Annotated in this window: 20 protein-coding genes and 1 riboswitch; of the genes, 7 read left to right on the top strand and 13 right to left on the bottom strand. The window is 71.8% G+C overall.

Going from position 1 to position 22,842, the window contains the following annotated elements; all coding sequences use genetic code 11:
* Positions 1–22 precede the first annotated feature (22 nt).
* Both ABH928_RS20350 and ABH928_RS20345 read right to left on the bottom strand, forming a co-directional pair.
* Positions 23–901 (bottom strand): bifunctional 5,10-methylenetetrahydrofolate dehydrogenase/5,10-methenyltetrahydrofolate cyclohydrolase, encoded by an 879-nt coding sequence (locus ABH928_RS20350; protein ID WP_370068436.1) that lies wholly within the window; start codon positions 899–901, stop codon positions 23–25.
* Between the two features lie 21 nt (positions 902–922).
* Positions 923–1,008, bottom strand: a riboswitch (ZMP/ZTP riboswitch).
* Between the two features lie 123 nt (positions 1,009–1,131).
* Complete coding sequence (locus ABH928_RS20345; RefSeq protein WP_370068434.1) at positions 1,132–2,154, bottom strand: LacI family DNA-binding transcriptional regulator; 1,023 nt, start codon at positions 2,152–2,154, stop codon at positions 1,132–1,134.
* Between the two features lie 274 nt (positions 2,155–2,428).
* Between ABH928_RS20345 and ABH928_RS20340 the strand changes: the two genes are divergently transcribed.
* The 4 genes from ABH928_RS20340 (at position 2,429) to ABH928_RS20325 (ending at position 7,606) form a co-directional block, all read left to right on the top strand.
* Positions 2,429–3,580: a Gfo/Idh/MocA family protein gene (locus ABH928_RS20340; protein WP_370068432.1), complete on the top strand. Its 1,152-nt coding sequence runs from the start codon at positions 2,429–2,431 to the stop codon at positions 3,578–3,580.
* Between the two features lie 143 nt (positions 3,581–3,723).
* On the top strand, positions 3,724–4,893 hold the full coding sequence (locus ABH928_RS20335) for a dihydrodipicolinate synthase family protein (RefSeq protein WP_370068671.1): 1,170 nt from the start codon (positions 3,724–3,726) through the stop codon (positions 4,891–4,893).
* Positions 4,894–4,928: 35 nt separating this feature from the next.
* A complete protein-coding gene (locus ABH928_RS20330) occupies positions 4,929–5,798 on the top strand; it encodes a sugar phosphate isomerase/epimerase family protein (protein ID WP_370068430.1) in 870 nt (289 codons plus the stop codon).
* Positions 5,795–7,606: a beta-galactosidase family protein gene (locus ABH928_RS20325; RefSeq protein ID WP_370068428.1), complete on the top strand. Its 1,812-nt coding sequence runs from the start codon at positions 5,795–5,797 to the stop codon at positions 7,604–7,606. The genes ABH928_RS20330 and ABH928_RS20325 overlap by 4 nt, the downstream gene beginning before the upstream one ends.
* A gap of 39 nt (positions 7,607–7,645) precedes the next feature.
* Here ABH928_RS20325 and ABH928_RS20320 read toward each other — a convergent pair whose 3' ends face one another.
* From ABH928_RS20320 to ABH928_RS20305, 4 genes are all read right to left on the bottom strand, one after another.
* On the bottom strand, positions 7,646–8,305 hold the full coding sequence (locus ABH928_RS20320; protein ID WP_370068426.1) for a thymidine kinase: 660 nt from the start codon (positions 8,303–8,305) through the stop codon (positions 7,646–7,648).
* A complete protein-coding gene (locus ABH928_RS20315; RefSeq protein ID WP_370068424.1) occupies positions 8,298–9,470 on the bottom strand; it encodes an alkaline phosphatase family protein in 1,173 nt (390 codons plus the stop codon). The genes ABH928_RS20320 and ABH928_RS20315 overlap by 8 nt, the downstream gene beginning before the upstream one ends.
* A gap of 268 nt (positions 9,471–9,738) precedes the next feature.
* Positions 9,739–10,338 carry a DUF5998 family protein gene (locus ABH928_RS20310; RefSeq protein ID WP_370068422.1) on the bottom strand — a complete coding sequence of 200 codons (600 nt, stop codon included), beginning with the start codon at positions 10,336–10,338 and terminating at the stop codon, positions 9,739–9,741.
* A 22-nt stretch (positions 10,339–10,360) separates the two neighbouring features.
* Entirely contained in the window at positions 10,361–13,135 is a 2,775-nt protein-coding gene (locus ABH928_RS20305; RefSeq protein ID WP_370068669.1) for a GNAT family N-acetyltransferase, read from the bottom strand.
* Positions 13,136–13,394: 259 nt separating this feature from the next.
* On the opposite strand from ABH928_RS20305, the gene ABH928_RS20300 reads away from it, so the two are divergent.
* Together ABH928_RS20300 and ABH928_RS20295 are read left to right on the top strand one after the other, a co-directional pair.
* Positions 13,395–13,673, top strand: a complete 279-nt coding sequence (locus ABH928_RS20300; protein ID WP_370068420.1) for an HPr family phosphocarrier protein — start codon at positions 13,395–13,397, stop codon at positions 13,671–13,673.
* Positions 13,674–14,016: 343 nt separating this feature from the next.
* Complete coding sequence (locus tag ABH928_RS20295) at positions 14,017–15,786, top strand: AMP-binding protein (RefSeq protein WP_370068418.1); 1,770 nt, start codon at positions 14,017–14,019, stop codon at positions 15,784–15,786.
* A 71-nt stretch (positions 15,787–15,857) separates the two neighbouring features.
* Here the strand turns inward: ABH928_RS20295 and ABH928_RS20290 are convergent, their stop codons facing one another.
* Positions 15,858–16,235 carry a YrdB family protein gene (locus ABH928_RS20290; RefSeq protein ID WP_370068416.1) on the bottom strand — a complete coding sequence of 126 codons (378 nt, stop codon included), beginning with the start codon at positions 16,233–16,235 and terminating at the stop codon, positions 15,858–15,860.
* A gap of 167 nt (positions 16,236–16,402) precedes the next feature.
* On the opposite strand from ABH928_RS20290, the gene ABH928_RS20285 reads away from it, so the two are divergent.
* A complete protein-coding gene (locus ABH928_RS20285) occupies positions 16,403–16,939 on the top strand; it encodes a hypothetical protein (protein ID WP_370068414.1) in 537 nt (178 codons plus the stop codon).
* Positions 16,940–16,957: 18 nt separating this feature from the next.
* Here ABH928_RS20285 and ABH928_RS20280 read toward each other — a convergent pair whose 3' ends face one another.
* The 6 genes from ABH928_RS20280 to ABH928_RS20255 form a co-directional block, all read right to left on the bottom strand.
* Positions 16,958–17,455: a PaaI family thioesterase gene (locus ABH928_RS20280; RefSeq protein ID WP_370068667.1), complete on the bottom strand. Its 498-nt coding sequence runs from the start codon at positions 17,453–17,455 to the stop codon at positions 16,958–16,960.
* A gap of 10 nt (positions 17,456–17,465) precedes the next feature.
* On the bottom strand, positions 17,466–18,215 hold the full coding sequence (locus tag ABH928_RS20275) for an alpha/beta hydrolase (protein ID WP_370068412.1): 750 nt from the start codon (positions 18,213–18,215) through the stop codon (positions 17,466–17,468).
* 60 nt (positions 18,216–18,275) lie between these two features.
* The gene (locus tag ABH928_RS20270; RefSeq protein ID WP_370068410.1) at positions 18,276–19,352 is read right to left on the bottom strand and encodes a LacI family DNA-binding transcriptional regulator; all 1,077 of its coding nucleotides are present in this window, start codon (positions 19,350–19,352) and stop codon (positions 18,276–18,278) included.
* Positions 19,353–19,433: 81 nt separating this feature from the next.
* Positions 19,434–20,456: an ABC transporter substrate-binding protein gene (locus tag ABH928_RS20265; protein WP_370068408.1), complete on the bottom strand. Its 1,023-nt coding sequence runs from the start codon at positions 20,454–20,456 to the stop codon at positions 19,434–19,436.
* 106 nt (positions 20,457–20,562) lie between these two features.
* The gene (locus ABH928_RS20260; RefSeq protein ID WP_370068406.1) at positions 20,563–21,603 is read right to left on the bottom strand and encodes an ABC transporter permease; all 1,041 of its coding nucleotides are present in this window, start codon (positions 21,601–21,603) and stop codon (positions 20,563–20,565) included.
* Complete coding sequence (locus ABH928_RS20255; protein WP_370068404.1) at positions 21,600–22,481, bottom strand: ATP-binding cassette domain-containing protein; 882 nt, start codon at positions 22,479–22,481, stop codon at positions 21,600–21,602. The genes ABH928_RS20260 and ABH928_RS20255 overlap by 4 nt, the downstream gene beginning before the upstream one ends.
* Between the last annotated feature and the right edge of the window lie 361 nt (positions 22,482–22,842).

Here is a 22,842-nt window from a genome sequence, read left to right as displayed (position 1 = left end):
GAACGGCGGTCAGGAACGGCGGTCAGAACAGCCCCAGCTGCCGGGCCGCCGCCTGAACCGTCTGCTCCAGCAGGACCGCGATGGTCATCGGACCGACACCGCCTGGCACCGGAGTGATCAGACTCGCCCGGTGCCGGGCGCCGTCGAAGTCCACGTCCCCGACGTTGCCGGGGTTGTACCCGGCGTCCACCACCACGGCGCCGGGCTTGACGTCCTGCCCCCGGATGAACCGGGGCCTGCCGACGGCGGCGACCAGCACGTCCGCCTGCCGAACGATCGACGCCAGGCCGACCGTCCGCGAGTGGCAGTACGTCACCGTGGCGTCGCGGCCGAGGAGGAGCATGCCGACGGGCTTGCCGAGGATGGCGCTGCGGCCGACGACCACGGCGTGCTTGCCGGTGAGGTCGACCTCGTACGAGTCCAGCAGCCGCATGATCCCGCCCGGGGTGCAGGAGGCGAATCCGGCCAAGCCGAAGCCCATGGCGGCGAAGGAGTGCATGGTCACCCCGTCCACGTCCTTCTCCGGGGCGATCGCCTCGAACGCGGCGCGCTCGTCGATGTGCGGCCCCACGGGATGCTGGAGCAGGATCCCGTGCACAGCCGGGTCCTGGGACAGCCCGGTGATCGTCTCCACCACCGCGGAGGTGCTGGTGGACGCCGGCAGGGTCACGTGCCGCGACACGATCCCGGCCTTCGCGCACCTGGCCTGCTTCATCCGCACGTACGTCACCGACGCCGGGTCCTCGCCGACCAGCACCGTCGCCAGACAGGGCGAGGTCCCGGAACGGTGCAGGATGTCGGCCGCGGCGGCCGAGGTCTCACGGCTGATGCGCTCGGCGAGGGCGGTGCCGTCCATCAGCCGAGCGGTCTGCGTTTCCGACTGAGCCTGGGTCTCCACCATGCTGCACTCCTGAGCTCCACGAAGGTTCGCCCAGGCGCACGGCATTGACACATCGTCAGGCCGCTCCCCGGTGGTATGCCACCTCAGCGCCAGTCACGGCCCGCCTCCACCATAGTCAAGGGAGCCGGGTGGGCGCACCCCACCGCGCTCCTGCCGCACCCCACCGCGCTCCTGCCGCGCTCCGCCCGCTCGCACCGCGCCGCACCCCTGCTCGCGCCGCGCCGCGCGTCTCACGCCCGCGGCGGAGCCGCCGTGCTGCCGCGCAGGATCAGCTCCGCGTCGAGCGGGATCCGGCGCGGGGCGTCCGCCGCAGGGTCGAGGAGCAACCGGAGGGCCGCCTCCCCCGCGGATTCCAGCGGCAGCCGGACCGTGCTCAGCGACGGACGGAGGTCGGCCGCGAACGGGACGTCGTCGAAGCCGACAACGGAGACCCGGTCCGGGACGGAGAGGCCGAGGTCGTCGCGGAGTCCGGCGAGCGCGCCCGCCGCCATCACGTCGTTGAGCACCAACACGCCAGTCAGGTCCGGCCGTTCGGTGAGCAGGCGGACAGCTGTCGCCCGGCCGCCCTCGCGGGTGAAGTCGCCGGTGCGCACGTCCGCCGGATCGAGCCCGGCGCCGAGAGAGTGCAGTGCATCCCGCGCACCGTCCAGACGTTGACGGACCGTCAGCAGTTCCTCCGGGCCGGAGACGACGCCGATGCGGCGGTGACCCAGCTCCCACAGTCCGCGCGCGGCAAGGCCACCGCCCGCATGGTTGGCCATTGCCACCGTGTCGACCTCGGGTCCGCGTTCGCCGATGCAGACGACCCGGCCGCCGTCGGCCTCGAACCCGGCGATCTCCTCCGCCAGGCGCGCGGTCGCCGCCGCGTCCGTGGTGCCGCTGCCCGCCAGGATCACGGCACGGGCGCGCTGGGCGCGCAGACCGCGCAGGTACTCCAGCTCCAGGCCGGGTTCGCGGAAGGTCGCGGCGATCATCACCATCAGCCGGTGCTCGCGGGCGGCCCGCATCGCGCCGGCCGCGATCGCGCCGAAGTACGGGTCGGCGACGTCGTGGACGATCAGGCCGACGACCGCGCTGGTCGAGCGGGCCAGCGCCTGGGCCGGGGCGTTGGAGATGTAGCGGAGCTCCTCGGCCGCGGACTCGACGCGGCGGCGCAGCTCCTCACCGACGGTCCGGGTGCCGCTGCCGTGCAGCACGCGGGAGGCCGTGGCCAGGGACACTCCCGCGTGCTCGGCCACCTGCTGCAGGGTCACACCGCTGCCGGTCCGTGCGGGTCGGGTCCTTGACCGTGGATTCGCCATGCTCGTAACGTACCTCTTGGAAAGCGCTTTCCCACGGCTCCTGGCATCCCGCGACGCCGAAGTCGGCCGGGGACCGCGCACGTCAACGCGCCGGGTCCGGTCCCGCACCGGGTCCGGTCCAGCACCGACCCGACTGCCCTGCACCCCCGTCTGCGCTCCGCCCAAGAGGCTCCCCACCAAGCGACTCACCACCAAGAGACTCCCCGCCAAGAGAAGCGAGACCTCCATGCCTCAGAGGACCATCGGCATCGTCATGAACGGCGTCACCGGCCGTATGGGATACCGCCAGCACCTCGTCCGCTCCGTCCTCGCGCTGCGCGAGCAGGGCGGGCTCGAACTGGCCGACGGCACCAGGGTGCTGCCCGAGCCCGTGCTGGTCGGCCGCAACGAGGAGAAGCTGCGGGCCATCGCCGACCGCCACGGCCTCACCCGCTGGACCACCGACCTCGACGCCGCGCTCGCCGATCCGGCGAACGAGATCTACTTCGACGCCCAGCTCACCCAGGTCCGCGAGAAGGCGCTGCGCGCCGCGATCGCCGCGGGCAAGCACATCTACACCGAGAAGCCGAGCGCCGACTCGGTCGACGCCGCGCTCTCGCTGGCCCGCGCGGCGCGCGACGCCGGGGTCAAGAACGGCGTGGTGCAGGACAAGCTGTTCCTGCCGGGACTGCTCAAGCTGAAGCGCCTGGTCGACGGCGGCTTCTTCGGCCAGATCCTGTCCGTCCGGGGCGAGTTCGGCTACTGGGTGTTCGAGGGCGACTGGCAGTCGGCGCAGCGGCCGTCGTGGAACTACCGGGCCGAGGACGGCGGCGGAGTGGTGCTGGACATGTTCCCGCACTGGCACTACGTGCTGGAGCGGATCTTCGCGCCGGTCCGCTCCGTCTACGCGCAGGCCTGGACGCACATCCCGGAGCGCCGCGACGAACGCGGTCTCGCCTACCGGGCGACGGCCGACGACGCGGCCTACGGCGTCTTCGAGCTGGACGGCGGGGTGATCGCGCAGATCAACTCCTCCTGGGCCACCCGCGTGGACCGGGACGAGCTGGTCGAGTTCCACGTCGACGGGACCGAGGGCAGCGCGGTCGCCGGACTGCGCAACTGCCGGATCCAGCACCGGGGAGCCACGCCCAAGCCGGTGTGGAACCCGGACCTGCCGGCCACCGAGCCGTTCCGCGCGCAGTGGCAGCCGGTGCCGGACAACCAGGAGTTCGACAACGGCTTCAAGGTGCAGTGGGAGCAGTTCCTGGCGCACGTCGTCGCGGACGAGCCCTTCCCCTACGACCTGCTCTCCGGCGCCAAGGGCGTGCAGTTGGCGGAGCTCGGGCTGCGCTCGTCGCGCGAGGGCCGTCGCCTGGACATCCCGGAACTAGCCCTCTGACGGCCACGACCAGCGTCCCCCTCAGCCCCAGGAGCCCTGCCGTGCCCTCCTTTCCAGCCTCCCAAGCCTCCCCTGCCTCCTCGGCCGCCTCGGCCTCCCCCGCCTCCTCGACGTCCGGCTCGATCCTGCTTCCGCTCGACGGGATCGCCACCCGCTACCGGCTGCCCGACACCGCCGACCTACTGGCGCAACTCCCCTCGCGCAGCGAGCCCGCCCGCAGCCGGACGGTGTTCGCGGCGGCGCATGTCGTCGCCGACCCCCGGCAGCCCAACGGTCCCGGGCTGCCCGCCGGCGTGGACTGGGAGGCGACGCTCGCCTTTCGGCACCACCTGTGGTCCCTCGGCCTCGGCATCGCCGACGCGATGGACACGGCCCAGCGCGGGATGGGCCTGGACTGGCCCGCGACGCGCGAGTTGATCCGCCGCAGCGGCGCGGAGGCGCGTGCCGTCGGTGGCCGGCTCGCCTGCGGGGTCGGCACCGATCAGTTGGGCGCGACGTCGGTCGGAGACGGTCATTCGCTCACATCGATCACCGCTGCTTACGAAGAACAGTGGCAGGTGGTCGAGGAGGCGGGGGCGCAGGTGGTCCTGATGGCCAGTCGCGCGCTGGCCCGTACCGCGTCCGGACCGGACGACTACGCGGAGGTCTACGGCAGGCTGCTGGCCCAGTCCGCCGAGCCGGTGATCCTGCACTGGCTCGGCACGCCCTTCGACCCGGCGCTGGCCGGGTACTGGGGCGCAGGCGACCTCGACACCGCCGCCGAGCACGTGCTGGCGCTGATCCGCGACCACGCCGACAAGGTCGACGGCATCAAGGTCTCGCTGCTCGACGCCGACCGGGAGATCGCGCTGCGTCGGGCGCTGCCGGACGGGGTCCGCCTCTACACCGGTGACGACTTCCACTACCCCGAGCTCATTCTTGGAGACCAGCACAGCAGCGGCGGCGCGCAGGGCTTCAGCCACGCGCTGCTGGGCGTCTTCGACCCGCTCGCCCGGCACGCCGCAGCGGCGTTGGCCGCGCTGGACCGGGGTGACACCGACCGGTACCGCGCGGTCCTGGAGCCGACCGTGCCGCTGGCCAGGCACATCTTCGCCACGCCGACCCGCCACTACAAGACCGGTGTGGTCTTCCTGGCCCACCTGGCCGGTCATCAGGACCACTTCACCATGGTCGGCGGCGCGCAGGAGAACCGTGAGGTGGCGCATCTGGCCCGGCTCTTCGTCCTCGCCGCCGAGGCGGGTGCGTTGCCCGACCCGGAGCTGGCCGCCGCCCGCATGCGGACCTTCCTCGCCACGAAGGGATTCGACCAATGACACCCGAAGCGATGCGGTCAAGGACCCGGTCAAGGATGCAGTCAAGGGCCAACCCTGCCCCCGGGCTGGAGCGGCTCTCGCTCAACACCGCGACGACGAAGCAGTGGACACTGGCCGAGGCCGTCGCCGGCTGCACGGCGGCAGGCATCGCCGGGATCGGACTGTGGCGGGACCGGGTCGCCGAAGCGGGCCTGGACCAGGCCGCCCGGTTGGTCCGCGAGGCCGGACTGACCGTCACCAGTCTCTGCCGGGGCGGTTTCTTCACCGGCCCGGACTCCGCCGAGGACATCGCCGCAGACAATCGGCGCGCGGTCGACGAGGCCGCCGCGCTCGGCACCGACACCCTGGTCCTGGTCTGCGGCGGGCTGCCGTCCGGCAGCAAGGACCTGCCCGCCGCCCGACGTTCGGTCGCCGACGGCATCGCGGCGCTGGCTCCCTACGCCGAGGCGCACGGGGTGCGGCTGGCGATCGAGCCGCTGCACCCGATGTTCTGCGCGGACCGTGCGGTCGTCTCGACGCTCGGCCAGGCGGTCGACCTTGCCGAACAGGCCGGTCACGGCACCGGCGTGGTCGTCGACACCTACCACGTGTGGTGGGACCCGGAGGTCGAGCGGCAGATCGCGCGCGCCGGGACGGCCGGGATGATCCACGCGTTCCAGGTCTGCGACTGGCTGCTGCCGCTGCCCGCCGACGCACTGCTCGGACGCGGGCACGTCGGCGACGGTTCGATCGACATCCCGCGCCTCGCCCGGCTGGTGGCGGAGGCGGGCTACCAGGGGTGGACCGAGGTCGAGATCTTCAACCAGGAGGTCTGGGACACACCCGGCGAGGAGACACTCCGCACACTGACGGAGTGTCACTATACCTACCTCACCGGCACGCAGGAGCTGGAGCCGTCGCCGTGACACTGACCCTGACCCTGACCGACTCGCGAACCGGCTTCCTGCGCAACGGCGTTCCGCACCAGATCGTCTCGGCTGCGGTGCACTACTTCCGGATCCGCCCGGAGCAGTGGCGCGACCGGCTGCTGCGGCTGCGCGCGATGGGTGTCAACACCGTTGAGACCTACGTCGCCTGGAACGTCCACGAACGCGAGCGCGGCCGCTTCGACTTCGACGGTGCGCAGGACGTGGTCGGGTTCGTCCGGCTGGCCGGGGAGCTCGGGCTGGACGTGATCGTCCGCCCCGGCCCCTACGTCTGCGCGGAATGGGAGTTCGGCGGGCTGCCCGCCTGGCTGCTCGCCGACCGGTCCCTGCGGCTGCGGCGCACCGACACCGCCTTCCTGGCCGCCGTCGACGCGTGGTTCGACGAGCTGCTGCCCCGGCTGACGCCGCTTCAGGACGACTGCAGCGGGCCGATCGTGGCCATGGGCGTCGAGAACGAGTACGGCAGCTACGGCAACGACACCGCGTACCTGACCCATCTGCACGAAGGCCTGCTCGCACGTGGGGTGACCTGTCTGCTGTTCACCGCCGACGGAGCGGAGGACGGATTCCAGCTCGGCGGCAGGCTGCCCGGCGTGCTGACCACGGGCACCTTCGGCTCCCGGCCGGAGCAGGCGTTGGCCTGCCTGCGTCGGCACCAGCCCCAAGGGCCGCTGGTCTGTGCGGAGTTCTGGATCGGCTGGTTCGACCACTGGGGCGAACGGCACCGGGTCCGCGACGCCGAGGACGCTGCGCAGGCGTTGGACGCGCTGCTGGCCGCAGGCGCGTCCGTCAACATCTACATGGGCCACGGCGGCACCAACTTCGGCTGGTGGAACGGCGCCAACCACGACGGAACCGCCTACCTGCCGACGTCGACCAGCTACGACTACGACGCGCCGGTCGGCGAGGCGGGCGAGCTGACGGCCAAGTTCCACGCCTTCCGCGCGGTGATCGAGCGCCGGATCGGGCCCGTCCCGCACCCGCTGCCGGAGCTGCCGCCGCGTCTCGCACCGCAGTCGGTGCGCCCGCTGGGACGCGTCGCCCTGCGCGACTGTCTGGACATGCTCGCAGAGTCGAGCCACGGCAAGCCCAGCCAATGGCTGGAGCCGGAGCCGATGGAGACGGTCGGCCAGTCACTCGGCCTGATCCACTACCGCACTCGGCTGCGCGGCCCGCTGGCCCGGACCAAGCTGCGGATCGACGGACTGGCCGATCGTGCGCAGGTCTTCCTGGACGGTGAAGCGATCGGCGTGCTCGAACGCAACCACCCCGATCGTTCGATCACGTTGAGCGTTCCGGACGGCGGCGCGGAGCTGGAGCTGCTGGTGGAGAACCAGGGCCGGATCAACTACGGTCCGCGCTTTGCCGACCGCAAAGGCATCACCGGCGGTGTCCGGCTGGACGGCCAGTACCAGTTCGGCTGGGAGATCCGGCCGTTGCCGCTCGATCCGCTGCCGGATCTGCTGGAGCTGCCGTTCGCCGACGCCGACGCCGACAGGATGGTCGGACACCCGGCGTTCCACCGCTTCGAGTTGGACATCCACGAGGCTGCGGACGGGTTCCTCGCCCTACCCGGCTGGACCAAGGGCGTCGTCTGGCTCAACGGCTTCTGCCTCGGCCGCTACTGGGAGATCGGCCCGCAACGCACCCTCTACGCCCCGGCCCCGCTGTGGCGCACGGGCCGCAACGAGGTCGTGGTGCTGGAGCTGCACCAGCCGGGTGCCAAGCTGGAGCTGCGCGACGCGCCGGACCTCGGCCCTGCCGAGGCAGCCCGCTGCGATTTCTGACGTCACGCCAGAAGCCCAGTAGCCCTCAGGAATCGGCGCTCAGCGCCCCGACGTGCCCTCGAAAGGGAGCACGTCCGGGGAGAGCGCGCCCGCGCGGGCGGTCGCGGCGGTCATCCGCTTGCGGTGGTGGCGACGGCAGAGGACCTCGTAGCCGACCTGGTCCTCGGTGACGGCGACATCGCCGACGACCACCTGGGCGCCCTCGACGACCATCACGCCGCCGACGGTCCGGGCGTTGTGCGTGGCCCGCGAGCCGCACCAGCACAGCGCCTCGACCTGGAGCACCTCGACCCGGTCCGCCAGCTCGATCAGCCGGGCCGAGCCCGGGAAGAGCCGGGTGCGGAAGTCCGTGGTGATGCCGAAGGTGAAGACGTCGATGGCGAGGTCGTCCGCGATCCGGGCCAACTGGTCCACCTGCTCGGCGCGGAAGAACTGGGCCTCGTCGCAGATCAGGTAGTCGATCCGGGCACCGGCGGAGAGCAGCCTCACCACGTGGGCGTGGAAGTCGAGCGCGTCGTCGACCTCGACGGCCTCGGTACTGAGGCCCAGTCGGCTGGAGAGGATCGCCGCGCCGGCGCGGTCGTTGCGGGTGAAGATTATCCCGCGACGGCCGCGCGCCTGGTGGTTGTGGTCCATCTGCAGCGCCAGCGTCGACTTGCCGCAGTCCATGGTCCCGCTGAAGAAGACCAGTTCAGCCACGACGCACCTCCAGCAGCGGCACCAGCTGCTCCGCCGGGTGCATCGACCCGTGCAGACCGACCATCGCCGACTCGCCCGGCTCGCGGCGGGTCGCGATCACCGCGGTGTCGTCGGCCGCGACCGCGACCACGTCGCCGATCCGGCCCAGCACGCGCTCCTCGACCACCGGCCCGAACCAGCCCGCCGCCACGGCCTCCTCGCGGGTGGCGATCCAGAAGCGGTCGCCGAGCCGCTCCCGCCAGGCGGCATGGACGTCGGCCTCCGCGCCCGGCTTGGCGTAGACGTGACGGGCCCGGCCCTCGCCGCCGAGCAGCAGCACGCCCGCGCGCAGGTCCTCCTGCTCGGGCGCGTCGAAGTCGATGCGCGCCTCGGGGGCGATGTCGACCATGCCGTGGTCGGCGGTGATGTAGAGCGCCGAGCGCGGCGGCAACTGCTCGGCGAGCCGCTGGGCGAGGCGGTCGACGGCCATCAGCTGTCCACGCCAGGCGTCGGAGTGGACACCGTGCCGGTGACCCATGCCGTCGAGCTCGCTGTAGTACGTGTAGACCAGAGCCCGGTCGGCGGCGGCGAGCCGCTCTGCGGCCAGGTCCATCCGCTCCTCGCCGGTCAGCCGCCCGAGGAACTGGCCGCCCGACAACGCCACCTCGGTCAGCGGGGTGAACTCGAACAACGGCGAGGAGACTTGGCAGGTCGAGACGCCCATGGCATGGGTGCGCCCGAAGACGGTGGGATACGGCTGCCAGGTGCGCGGCGTCTGATGCGGCATCCAGCGCAGCTGGTTCATCAGCCGCCGCTCACCCGGGATCCGCACCAGGTACCCGGCCAGTCCGTGCTCGCCCGGAGGGCGGCCGGTCCCGAAGGACGCCAGGCTGGTCGCGGTCGTCGAGGGGAACCCGGCGGTGAGCGGGCGTCCGCTGCCCGCCAGCGAGGTCGACAGCAGCGAGGTCAGGAACGGCGCATCGTCGGGGTGGCTGCGGATCAGCTCCCAGCCGAGGCCGTCGACCAGGAACACGCAGACCCGGTCGGCGGGCGGCAGCACCAGCCCGGTCGCGGGGACGCCGTCGGCGGCGGTCAGGCCGAGGCCCGCGGCGACGGCCGGGAGCACGTCGGAGAGCGACGCCGTGCCGTAGGCGGGGACGGGGGCGGCGGTGTGAGGGAGAGTCATCAGTCTTTTCTGTGCGTGCGCCGAGTGTTGCGTAGTGACCCTAACCGAGGCAGGCCGAGGGGAGACGCAGGCCTGCGCTCATCGCGCACCGGTCACGCACCGTCGGCCGTACGCACTCGGTCTCTGCCGCCGGGTCCGCGCGCTGCCTGGTCGCATGGTGCCGCCGCGCGCCTGCCTCCGGGCGCTGCCTGCGGGCGCTGCCTGCGCGCTGCCTGCGCGCTGCGGAAACGCTTCCCGATCGCGATCCGGGGCCGGGCGTGGCCGGCGGCTACTCCGGCGTCCGGGCCGTCGTCTCGGACAGGGCCTGGGCGAAGGCCAGCGCCTGGGCCACCGTCTCCGGGCCGTCGCCCGCCTCGCTGACCCGGAGCGAGAGGTCGTCGGCGGTGGTGGAGCCGGTGTAGCCGTGGTCGGCGTCACAGTTCGGGTCGCCGCAGGCGGCGGGCTCCAGGTCGATCCGGGAGACGGCGCCCCATCCGATGGTCAGCACCACCTCGCGCGGCAGCTGCCCGCGCGTGTACTTCTCGGGGTTGGCCACGACCCGGCTGACCACGACCGACGAGATCCGGCCGATCTTCACGCTCTCCGTCGAGGTCGTCGCGTACGGCACGGGCGAGGTGTCGTCGGCGCCCTGCTCGTCGGTGTGGCTGACGATGAACCGGGTCCCGGTCAGCACCAGCACGGTGACGTGGCGGCGCACCTCGTTGGCGTCGAAGGTGGTCTCCTGGTGGACCAGGAAGGCGTCGACACTCTCGCTGCCCACCGCCGCCTCGACGGCCTCGGACACGAGGGTCGGGTAGTAGCCGCTGCGCTCGATCGCGGAGCGCAGCCCCTGGGTGGTGGTCGTTCCCGTCTTCGCCATAGCTACCATCCTGGCACGATCCGGGGCACTCTCACGCCAGCGCGCGCGGTCCCAGATCGGTCCGTGCGGGCAGCCGGGCCAGCCGGACCTCCGCCCCCAGCACCCGCAGGCCACGCGACGCGACGCTCACCGGGGCGAGGGTGAGGGAGGCCACCTCGGGCAGGTCGTCCACCAGCTGCGAGATCCTGAGCAGCAGTTCCTCCAGGGCGCCCGTGTCGACGGGCTCGGACCCGCGCCAGCCGAACAGCAGCGGGGCTGCCTTGATCCCCCTGACCAGGGAGGCGACCTCGGCGTCGGTGGCCGGAATCAGGCGGTGGGCCACGTCGCCCAGCAGTTCGGAGGCGACCCCGGCCAGGCCGAAGGAGAGGATCGCGCCGACGGCCGGGTCGACGCTGGCGGAGATCGTCGTCTCGACCGCACCGTCCTCGGTGACGGGGTACTCCGGCCGATCGGCGGGGTGCGGGGCGGCCGGTGCGTCCAGGCGCACGCCGTAGCAGGCGAGCAGTTCGGCGGTGGTCGCGGCGTCGAGTCGGGCCTCGTGACGGTCGGCGAGTGCGCCGGCGACGATCTCCTCGGCGCGCTGCTCGGCCAGGTCCTCGAAGTCGGGGAAAGTCCGCGGGGCGGTGGCCTCGACGCGCCAGGCCGCGTAGAAGGTGGCGTGCGCGAAGGCGCGCACCGCCCGCTCCGGGCGCGCATAGCCGGGCACGCGCTGCAGATGCGGGAGCACGCCGGTCGCCGCGCCGCTCGCCTCGGCGTCGGCCGTCGGCGACGCCGTCGCCGACTCTTCCGCACCCGCACTTGCACCCGCCTGCGCGTGCGCCTGTGCCCGAACCTCCGCCTGTGCCTGTGCCTGTGCGCGGGCCTGTGCCTGAACCTCCGCCTCCGCCTCCCCTTGCGCCCGTGCCACGGTCAGCGCGTTGACCTCGTCGATCAGTTCCGGCATCGCCAGGTGGACGATCACCATCGGCTTGCCCGCCGCGCGGGCCAGCACGGCGGCGTCGGCGAGGGCGGCCGCGAAGGGGGCCGTGTCGAGCTCCAGGGCGGAACCGTCGCGGTGGCCGTTGGCGAGCAGGCCCGAGCCGGGGAAGCGGGGGAAGCCGCCCACGCCGATAGGCGGGATCACGACGGCGACCACCGCGTCGCTGTCCGGTCGGTCGACCGCCGCGCGCAGGCCGCGGCGGAAGTCGTCCGGCGTGGCGCTGGTGGTGAGGTCGTGCGGCAGCAGCGGTCGCAGCCCGGCGCTGAGCGCGGCGTCGTGGGTGAGCAGGCCGACGGAGTCCGAGTTGCCGACGATGGCGATCCGGTTGCCGGGCGGGATCGGCTGATGGGCCAGCAGATCGGCGGTGTCGTAGAGCTCGGTGATGGTGTCGACCCGGATCACGCCCGCCTGCTGGAAGAGCGTGTCGACGGTGCTGTCGGCCATGCGCGTGACCGCGCCCGCGTGTCCGGCAGGGATGCTGCGGGTGTCCCGGCCGCCCTTGACCACGACCAGCGGCTTGCGGGCGGCGACCCGCCGCGCCAGTCGGCTGAACTTGCGCGGATTGCCGAAGGACTCCAGGTAGAGCAGGGCCACGCCGGTCGCGTCGTCCTCCTCGAAGTACTGGAGCAGGTCGTTGCCCGAGATGTCCGCGCGGTTGCCGACGGAGGCGAAGGAGGAGATGCCGATTCCGCGCCGGTGAGCGGCCTCCAGCAGGGCCGCGCCGATCGCGCCGGACTGGGTGAAGATCCCCAGCGGACCGTGGTCGGGAAGCGCCGGGGCCAGCGAGGCGTCCAGCCGCACCGACGGATCCGTGTTGATCAGCCCGAACGCGTTGGGGCCGAGGACCCGCATACCGGCTGCGCGTGCCTGGCGCACCAGTTCGCGCTGCCGGGCGCGGCCGTCGACGCCGGTCTCCGCGTATCCCGCGGTGATCACCACCAGCCCGCGCACCCCGGCCGCGCCGCAGTCCGCGACGACGTCAGGCACCTGCTCGGCCGGGACCGCGATGACGGCGAGGTCGACGGGCTCGGGCACGTCGGCGATCGAGGCGTGCACGGGCACGCCGTCGAGTTCGATCACGCCGGGCGATCGATTGATCGCATCCAGCCGACCGGTGAAACCGGCGTCGATCAGGTTGCGAAGAACCGTGCGTCCGACGCCGACCGGGTTGCGTCCGGCGCCGATCACGGCGACCGATCGCGGCCTGAGCAGCCGCTGCATCGATCGTGCCTCGGCACGGTGCTCACGAGCGCGCATGACGGCGAGGGAGTCCTCCGTCGGCTCCAGGTCCAGCTTGTAGTGGAGCACTCCGTCGGTGAAGCTGCGGTGCTGGACGTACCCGGCCTCGGTGAAGACCTTCGCCATCTTCCGGTTCTCCGGCAGCACCTCCGCGATGAAGCGCCGGATGCCGCGTTCGCGTGCGGACGCGGCGATGTGCTCCAGCAGCGCGGACGCCACGCCGCGTCCCTGGTGGGCGTCCTGGACCAGGAAGGCGACCTCGGCGTCGGTACCGGAGCCGGAGGGCCGGCCCTGGGCGTCGATCCGGTCGTAGCGGACGGTGGCGATGAACTCGTCGCGCACCAGCGCGGCCAGGCCGACCCGGTCGACGAAGTCGTGGTGGGTGAAGTGCCGCACGTCCCGCGCGGAGAGGCGCGGATACGGGGCGAAGAAGCGGTAGTACTTCGACCGGTCGGAGACGTGCTGGTAGAAGGCGACCAGCCGGTCGGCGTCGGCGGGGACGATGGGCCTGATGCGCGCGGTGCCGCCGTCCCGCAGCACGATGTCGGCCTCCCAGTGGGCCGGGTAACCGGGTCGGTCCTCGGCCAGGGCCTGGTCGGCGTGGATGTCGTGGCCCGGTCCCGCAGCGGCGGGCGCGCTCTCGCTCACCAGGCCAGATTAGCCGTCCGCCGGGCACCCGGCCGGGCGTGCGTCGCGCGGATTTCCGAACGTCGGCCCGGCGACGCACGTGGGAGCGTCCCGATGCGTCGGAGGCCGTGCGAGAATGGTCTAGACAACGCAGGATCAACCCCGCTGAATATCCTGAATTGTCCAGAAAGATCCGCGCACTTCGCGAAAGGCACGCACCATGGCTGAGCGCCGCGTCCCCATCGGCTGGCCCGAGGGCCTGCACGCCCGTCCCGCCTCCGTCTTCGTCCGCGCCGCGGGCTCGGTCGGCGTGCCCGTCACCATCGCCAAGAACGGCGGCGACCCTGTCAACGCCGCGTCCATGCTGGCGCTGCTCGGCCTGGGCGCCCAGGCCGGCGAGGAGGTCGTGCTCGCCTCGGACGCCGACGGCGCCGACGCCGCGCTGGACCGCCTGGCGAAGCTGGTCTCCGAGGGACTGGACGAGCTTCCCCCCGCCTGATCGAACCGCAGTACTTCCCCCCCGGGGCCGCGCCGCTTCCTTCCCCCGAAGCGGCGCGGCCCCCGTGCGTCAGCCGGGCCCCTCCCCCGGCCGGATCCCGGGCCGCACGACCTCTCCGTCCCGGGCCGCGCCACCTCTCCAATCCCGGGCCGCGTCGCCTCTCTCCTCCCGGGCCGCGTCGCCTCCTTGACCAGCTTCAGGACGGCTGGAACGGTGTGGTCCGGACGGGGCACGACCCGTGGAACGTGGAACAACGTGGGGCCCCGGCGAACTGCGGTCCCACCCCGCGCCTTCGTCGTCGGCTGCACCGGATTCACCTTGGATCCCCTTGGAGGAGACCGCGATGGACCAGACAGGCACGCCCGAGAGCCCCGAGCGGGCCTACGCGGAGTTCCGCGCGGCGCGCGACCATCTGCTGCGGCACCGGGGCGACCTTGACGGCGCACGCCGCTTCCCGCGTCCGCAGGCCGAGTACTTCAACTGGGCGCTCGACTGGTTCGACCGTGAGGCCAGGCCCGAGGGCGGCGAGAACCGGTCCGTCGCGCTGCGCGTGGTCGACCTCGCCCCGGACGGCTCGACGGTCGCCGAGACTGCCCTGACGTTCGCTCAACTCAGCGACCGCTCCGACCAGGTGGCCGACTGGCTGCGGGGCCTGGGCGTCCGGCGCGGCGACCGGATCCTGCTGCTGCTCGGCAACCAGGTGGCGCTGTGGGAGGTGATGCTGGCGGCGATCAAGCTCGGCGCGGTCGTCATCCCGGCCAGCACGCTGCTCGCGCCCGAGGACCTCGCGGACCGCGTGGCGCGCGGCGACGTCCGCCATGTCATCGCCGAGTCCGGCCTCACCGGTGGCTTTGCGGGCATCGATGGCGACTGGACCCGGATCGCGGTGGGCGCGCAGGTGCCCGGCTGGCTCCGCTACGCCGAGTCGGCCGACCACCGGCTGCCCGCCGAAGGCTTCGTCCCCGACGGCCCCACCCGGGCCGACGACCCGCTGCTGCTCTACTTCACCTCGGGCACCACCAGCCGCCCCAAGCTGGTCCAACACACCCACCGCTCCTACCCGGTGGGCCACCTGTCGACGATGTACTGGATCGGTCTGCGGCCCGGCGACGTCCACCTCAACGTCTCCTCGCCGGGTTGGGCCAAGCACGCCTGGAGCAACTTCTTCGCGCCCTGGAACGCCGGAGCGGAGATCCTGATTGTCAATCAGCCACGCTTCTCCGCGCGGCCGTTGCTGGACACCTTGGTCCGCTGCGAGGTGACCTCGTTCTGCGCCCCGCCGACGGTCTGGCGGATGCTGGTGCTGGAGAAGCTCTCCGACTGGCAGCCGTCACTGCGTGAACTCGTCGGCGCGGGCGAGCCGTTGAACCCGGAGATCATCGAACGGGTGCAGGAGGCCTGGGGGGTGACCCTGCGCGACGGCTTCGGGCAGACCGAGACCACGGCCCAGGTGGGCAACCCGCCGCAGTTCCCGGTCAAGCCCGGCTCGATGGGCGTGCCGCTCCCCGGCTACGAGGTGGCCCTGGTCGACGCCGTCAGCGGCGCGGTGGTCACCGAGCCCGGCGCGGAGGGAGAGCTCTGTCTGCCTCTGGACAGCTCCCCGCTGGGCCTGATGACCGGGTATCAGCAGGACCCCGAGCGCCAGGCGGAGGCGACCGCCGGCGGCTTCTACCACACCGGCGATGTGGCATTCCGGGACGCGGACGGCTACTTGACCTATGTGGGTCGCACGGACGACGTCTTCAAGTCTTCGGACTACCGGATCTCGCCGTTCGAGCTGGAGAGCGTGCTGATCGAGCACCCCAGCGTCGCGGAGGCGGCCGTGGTCCCCTCGCCGGACCCGGTCCGGCTGTCGGTTCCCAAGGCGTTCGTCGTGCTGGTTCCGGGCGCGACCGCGGACCGGGAGACGGCCGGCTCGGTGCTCGCCTTCGCGCGGGAGCGGCTCGCGCCCTACAAGCGGGTCCGCCGCCTGGAGTTCGCCGAACTGCCGAAGACCGTCTCGGGCAAGATCCGCCGCGTCGAACTGCGCGGCCGTGAGGCCGACCTGCACGGCGGCCCGGAGGCACCGGCGCGTGGCGAGCTGGAGTTCTGGGAGGAGGACTTCACGGGCTGAGCCTGCACCCCGACCACACCGCGTGTGCATGGACGCGCGGCTGCGACGGACGGCGCCCGAGCCGCTCCGCCTCAGTCGCGCCCACCTGCGAGCCGGCGCGTGATCGCCTCACGGTTGGCCGTCACATAAGCGGTGTTGAGGACGGCCACGACGGTGTAGACGACCGCGAAAGCGTGCGCCCCGACCGCGTAGGCCGCGACGGCCGCCGCCACGAAGACCGTCAGCTTGGCAGCCGACGCCACGCCCACCGGCAAGGGGTGGCTCGCCCGGGGCGCCAGGAACATCCCCCACAGCCAAGCCGTGAGCACCGGCGCGCCGAGCCCGAGCAGCAGGTGCAGCGCCAGTCCGGTGCCGGTGTGGAAACCCCACCAGAGCAACGCCCCGAGCGCGACCAGCTCGACGGCGAAGGCCAGTGCCGCGTTCACCAGGTGCAGAGGCTTGGCAAGCATCACGTGCTCCTCACGGACGGAATGTGCGACCTTCGCTCTCTTTCGAGAGCAGCGCTCTCTAACAAGAACAGTGTGCGCAGGCCTCAGGTGCGCCGTCAAGGGCAAGGGTTGTACGGCCGCTCCTCCGAACGCTTCCGGTAAGCGTGTAATGGTGTAATCCTGGAACCATGACAGGCTTCGGCAAGACCGGGGAGTCGGTCGCGGAGTGGTTCGCGGCCCATCTGCCCGAGGGACTGTTCGAGGAGACGCCGGTCGTGGTGGTCGACCGTGAGGAGATCACGGTCGTCGGCCCGATCCCGGCCGATGGCGGTGCCGTTGGAGACGGTGAGGACGGCGGGGACAGTGGGGACGACCTGTCCGACCCGATCAGCGACTACCGCGAGCGCACGCGCGGCGAGCGGATGCGGGTGGCCCGCGCGGCGGAGGAGCGCTTCGGCAAGAAGGTGTCCTGGGGCGCGCTGCACGAGGGCCGGCGGGTGATGTTCACCCACCTCGCCGTCCCCGCGATGACCCGGCTGCGGCAGCCCGAACGGCAGGTGCTGGACACGCTGGTGGCCGGCGGCGTCGCCCGCAGCCGCAGCGAGGCGCTGGCCTGGTGCGTCCGCCAGGTCGGCGAGAACACCGAGACCTGGCTGACGGACCTGCGCGACGCGCTGCGCCACGTCCAGGAGGTCCGCCGCCAGGGACCCGACGAGAAGAAGTAGGGCCAGGCGGACGGGCGTTCAGCCGAGCAGCGCGTAGACGGCGGTGGCCTGGGCTGCCGGACTGTCCGAGGGGGCCCCGTCTGCGGCCATCACGATGTCCGCAAAGGCAAGGGAGCGGCCGAGCTTGGTGATCCGAGCGTGCACGAGCACGTCCGCGCCGACGACCGCGCGCTGGAACGAGGTCGACAACTGGACGGTCGTCATCGGCACGAAGCCGCCGCGCGCCGCCGCGACGGCGACGACCGTGGCGGTGTCGGCGGCAGCCATCAAGGCCTGCCCCGACATCCCACCGCCTTCCCGCGCGAGCCGGTCCGACCACGGCAGTCGCAGCACCGCCTCGCGCCCACCGACGCTCTCCACGCGCAGGCCCAGATCCAGCACCCACGGCGCGAAGTTGTCGGCGAGCAGTTTCTCGGCGAGGTCGAGGGAGAGCGATGCGGACGGCTGAGGCTCGGACGGATGCTGCTTGGACAGCTGAGGCTCGGACGACTGCTGCTCAGACGACTGTGACGTGATCGACATGGCATCAGGATGCCGTCGACGCACCCCTGCCGGAAGGACTCGAGGCCGCCAGCGCCAGTGCGTCGGCTGTGGCCAGGCCCGCGGCGAAGGCGTGCCCCTCCTGGACCGGGCGGCATCGGCCCAACTCCGGGACGAACTCGGTCATCACCACACCCGCGTGGTCGGTCTCGGTCTCGGCGTAGGCGACCGGCCAGGCGTGCCGCTCCAACGCGGCATGGAACGCACGTGCGTTGCGAACGCCCACGACGGGGTCCGCGCGTCCGTGGACGAGGTGGACCGGTAGTGCGGGCTGCGTGGTGGTCTCCAGATCCTCGACGGCGGGCGGGCCCATCCGGGGGTCGTGCGAGGTCAGGTAGTTGCCGGCGATCCCGACGACGGCGGCGGGACGCCACCCGTCAAAGGCGTCGGCGGGCCGAAGGACGGTCGCCATCGCGGCGCGGGCGCCCAGCGACCAACCCGCCAGTACCGCGTGCTCCGGATCGCCGCCCCACTCGCCCGCCCGCTGCCGCAGGAAAGCGGCCGACGCGCGCAGGTCGGACCAGCCCGCGTCCTCCGCGTCCGGACGCCAGTCCGGTACCAGGACCAGCAGCCCGCGCGCGGCGGCCTGCTGGGCCAACGCTCCGAGCACGTCGCGCTCCTGTGCACCGCTCCCGTGCCAGAGCAGCACGGTCCCGGTCGGCGCCGCGTTCGGCCGGTGGACGTCGAGCAGCAGATCCCCAGCCCCGTACGGCAGAGCCTTCAGTACCTCTGGCATCACTTACCTGCTCATCTCAGTCGCTCAGTCGATCCCACTGATCAGCATGCTAACGACGGCTCACGCCAGCGGCGGGCGTTCCCCTGAGCCGCGGGGGATGAGGCGGGTGAGCAGGACGACCGAGCGTGGTGCGGAGCGGTCCCCCTCGATGCGGGCGAAGAGCAGGGCCGCGCCCGTGCCGCCGATCGCGGCGGGGTCCTGGTTGACCACGGTGAGCGGTTGATCGAGTCGATCAGCAAACGGAAGGTCGTCGAAGCCGACGATCGCCGGGTCGTCACCTGCGCCCGGAGCGCCGTCGCCTGCGCTCCCGCCTGCGCCTGCGCCCGCTCCAGCTCCCGCGCGGACGGCGTCCAGCGCGCCCGCGCTGATCAGACCGTTTGTTGCGAAGAGCGCCGTCGGCGGACCGTCCGCCGCGAGCATCGCCGCCACCGCCGACGCCGCCTCCGTGCGGGAGCGCAGGCCGTGGCAAAGGAGTTCGGGGACGGCCGCGACGCCGCGTGCGGCCAGCGCCTCGCGGTAGCCGAGATGGCGCTCCCGCTGGGTCCAGATGTCAAGGCGGTCGCCGAGGTAGGCGATCCGGCGGTGACCGTGGTCGAGCAGGTGCTCCACCGCGCCGCGGGCGCCCGCGCGGTTGTCCACCGTCACGGTGTCCACGTCGAGCCCGCGCGCGGGCCGGTCGAGGCAGACCACCCGGGTGCCGGTCTCGGTCCAGGGCCGGAGGAAGCCGTGGCTGCCGCAGGTGGGGACCAGGATCAGGCCGTCCACCTGGCGGGAGCAGAAGGCGGCGATCACCTCGCGCTCCCGCCTGCGGTCGTCGTTGGTGCTGCCGACCAGCACCACATAACCCTGCCGGTAGGCCGCGTCCTCGACCGAACGGGCCATCAACGCGTAGAAGGGGTTGGCCAGATCGTCGACGACCAGCCCGATGGTGCGGCTGCCCGCGCCCTTGCGGCGCAGCATCCGGGCGAGGTCGTTACGGCGGTAGCCGAGCCGCCGCACGGCCCGCTCCACGCTTGCCGCCTTCTCGGCCGAGACGCCCGGCTCGCCGGAGAGGACCCGGGAGACGGTCATCGGGCTGACGCCCGCCTCCCGGGCGACGTCCCGCATCGTCGGGCGCCGCCCGGGTGCCTGCGTCATGGATGTCCCTCTCCTTCAGGGCCGACGACATCCGGTGAGCGAACGAGCAAGTGAGCGGGAAAAGCGAGCGGGAAGCGCCCGTCAGCATGCCGACTTGTAGAAGTACTTGCTGGACGAAGGATCGTTCATGGTGGCCCGGGTGATCGCCACCATGGTCGTGGCGATCGACGACTGGACCGGCTTTCCTTCGATCGCCGCCAGCGCCTGGTCGACGCCCTGGGTACCGATCTGTGCCGGGTTCTGCGCCACCAGAACGTCGAGCGTGCCGTTCTTCAGCGCGGTGACCTCGTCCGGCTCGGCGTCGAAGGCGGCGACCTTGACCTTCCCCTGCTTGCCCGCGGCCTGGAGACCGGTGGAGATTCCCTGCGCGGTGTTGGTGTTCCCGGCGAAGACGCCGCCGAGGTCCGGGTGGGCCGCGAGCGTCGACTGGATCTGCGAGGCCGCGGTGGCCGGCAGGTCGTTGTCGTAGAGCACCGGAAGCAGCGTGATCTGCGGGTGCTTGGCCTGCATCTCCTCGGTGAAGCCCTTGATCCGGGCATCGGTGGTGGAGACGCCCGGCTTGACGCTGATCACGATCGCCGATCCCTTGTTCCCCATCAACTGGGCCAGCGCGTCGGCGGCCTGACGCCCGCCCGCCTCGTTGTCGGAGGAGATCCGGGAGACGCCGACGGACGGGTCGGTCACCGAGGTGTCGACCAGCACCACCTTGGTGCCCGAGCCCTGGATCTGCTGCAGGGACGGGGTCAGCGCGGTGCTGTCGACCGGCGAGATCAGCAGGCCGTCGGGGTGGGTCGCGGCGACGGAGTCCAGGATCGGCCGCTGGACCGAGACGTCCCACTGGGCGGAGCCGTCCACGGTCAGCTTCACGCCGAGCCTGGTGGCCTCCTGCTGGGCGGCACAGGACATGGTGATGTAGAAGGGGTCGCTCTTGACCCCGGTGATCAGCTCCATGGTCTTTCCCGCGCCGGAGTTGGCACCGGTGCCACCCGAACTCCCTCCGGACGACGAGCCGGACGACGACCCGGAGCTGCTGCAGGCGGCGGTCGCGGTGACCAGAGCCAGCACGGCACCACAGCCGATCAGTTTCGCGGACGGTCTGCGCATGAGGAACCTCCCGTGGGCGTTTCTCTTTCACTCGCCGGTGTTGAGGGTGATGGTGGTTGTGGTCGAGCGTCCGATCAGTCGAGTGGCCGAGTGATCAAGTGATCGATCAGGTGTGTTCGCGTCGACGACGGCGCAGCTGGTCCAGATAGACGGCCAGGACCAGCACCGCGCCGATGGTGACGTCCTGCCAGTACTGCTGCACGCCGATGATGATCAGCCCGGTGGTGAGCACCGCCGGGATGAAGACGCCGATCACCGTGCCCAGCACGGAGCCGCGCCCGCCGAAGAGGCTGGCGCCGCCCAGCACGACCGCCGTGATCACGGTGAGGTTGTCGGTCGCGTGCCCGGCGATGCTGGTGGTGCCGAAGTAGGCCAGCCACATCACCGCGCCCAGACCGCAGAGCAGACCTGTGAGCGCGTAGACCGTGATCAGCTGCCGGTCGACGGCGACACCGGCCCGCCGCGCCGCTTCAGGGTTCGAGCCGATGGCGTAGGTGTGCAGCCCGAACCGGGTCCGGGCCAGGATCAGGGCGAACACCAGCGTGGTGACGAAGGCGATCACGACCAGCCAGGGGATCTGCCCGAAGAGCTTGCCGAAGCCGATCGACTCCTGGAGCTTGGACGAGACCGCGCCGGTCGGGTCCTCCCCCTTGGTGACGATCTCGGCGATGCCGAGCGCCGCACCGAACCCGCCGAGCGTGACGATGAGCGGCGGCACCTTCGCCTTGGCGACCAGCCAGCCTTGGAGCGCTCCCCAGAGCAGTCCGGTCACCAGCGCGATCAGCGAGCTGATCGCGACCGCGCCCCAACCGGAGTTCGCTCCGCCGTGGTGGACCGTGTACTCGGCGGAGAGCACTGCGGAGAGCACGAGTATCGAGCCGACGGAGAGGTCGATGCCCGCCGTGATGATGACGAAGGTCATGCCGACGCCGAGGACCAGGTAGATGGCGGCGTTGGTGGCGATCTGGGTCAGGTCGTAGGTGGTGAGGAACTTACCCGGTGCCGCCAGGGTGAAGTAGAGGACCAGGACGGCCAGGATCAGGAAGGTCCAGGTCTCGTTGAAGGCCCCGAGCCGGGACAGGCCGGTCCTACGGGCCACCGTCGTCAACGGCTCCCGTAACCGCCGCAGTTGCAGCCAGAGGTTCACGATCCGTCCTCCCCCGTCTCCCCCGGCGTCGGCCTCATGGGCTTCCTCAGGTCGGTCGGCCCTGTCGGCCCCACGTCCGTCGACCCCACCGCCGTCGACCCCACGTCCGTGGAGTCCGGTCTGAGTTCCAACGCGCCGGTCATCGCGCCGACGAGTTCCTCGACGGACGTGCCCGCGGCGTCGAAACGTGCCACGCGCCTGCCGAGGCGCAGCACCTCGATCCGGTCGGAGACGCTGAGCACCTCCGGCATGTTGTGGCTGATCAGCACGACGGTGATGCCCCGGTCCCTGACCCGGCGGATGGTGTCCAGCACGCGCCCGCGCTGCACCACGCCGAGCGCTGCGGTCGGCTCGTCCATGAAGATGATCCGGTGGGCGAACGCCACCGCCCGCGCCACCGCGACGGACTGCCGTTGGCCGCCGGAGAGCGTGGCGACGGACACCGACACGTCCGGCAGCTCCACGCCCAGCTCGGCGAAGGCGGTGACGGCCGCCCGCCGCATCGCGGCCCGGTCGAGCACGCCGAGCCGACCCAGCAGACCGCCGCGTCGCAGTTCCCGGCCGAGGTGCAGGTTGACCGACGCGTCCAGGTCCGGGGCGAGGGCCAGGTCCTGATAGACCGTCTCGATGCCGACACGGCGCGCGTCCTGGGGCGAGTGGAGCTGCACCTCCCGGCCGTCGACCACGATCGATCCGCCGTCCGGGCGCATTGCGCCGGACAGGGTCTTCACCAGGCTGCTCTTGCCGGCGCCGTTGTCGCCGATCAAGGCGACGACCTCACCGGGGTACGCGGTGAAGTCCGCTCCGTCCAGGGCCTGCACCTGCCCGAAGCGCTTGGTCACACCGCGCGCCTCCAGCAGCGGCACGGTTTCCGTCATGACTGACCTCCCGGGATGGCGGGGTTGTCGAGCCTGTCGGTTGCTGATCACTGATCTGATCGTTGAGCACGGATGGCTGATCGACTGATCACTTGTCGATGATCACTGGTGGCGCTTGGTAACGTTCCCAGCGACTGTGCGAGTGTGGATCTGTCCCTGACATGTCGTCAAGACCTGCTGCGGAAACAATCGGACCGCCCACCCATGCCGGGTCGGCGGCACGCGTTTTGGTACCGATCCCGTGAAGTCGCGGTTCCACGACAACGGGTTGTTTCCGGACCGTTGGCCGGAAACACCTCCGCCCGTGACGCAGGACACGACACCGGGCTCAACGTGCCGTGTCTGAACGTTCCGTGAACGC

The organism is Streptacidiphilus sp. MAP5-3, from assembly GCF_041262505.1.
Classification (GTDB): Bacteria; Actinomycetota; Actinomycetes; order Streptomycetales; family Streptomycetaceae; genus Streptacidiphilus.
Note: the sequence above shows the minus strand (reverse complement) of the source record. Positions and strands in the feature narration are given on the sequence as shown.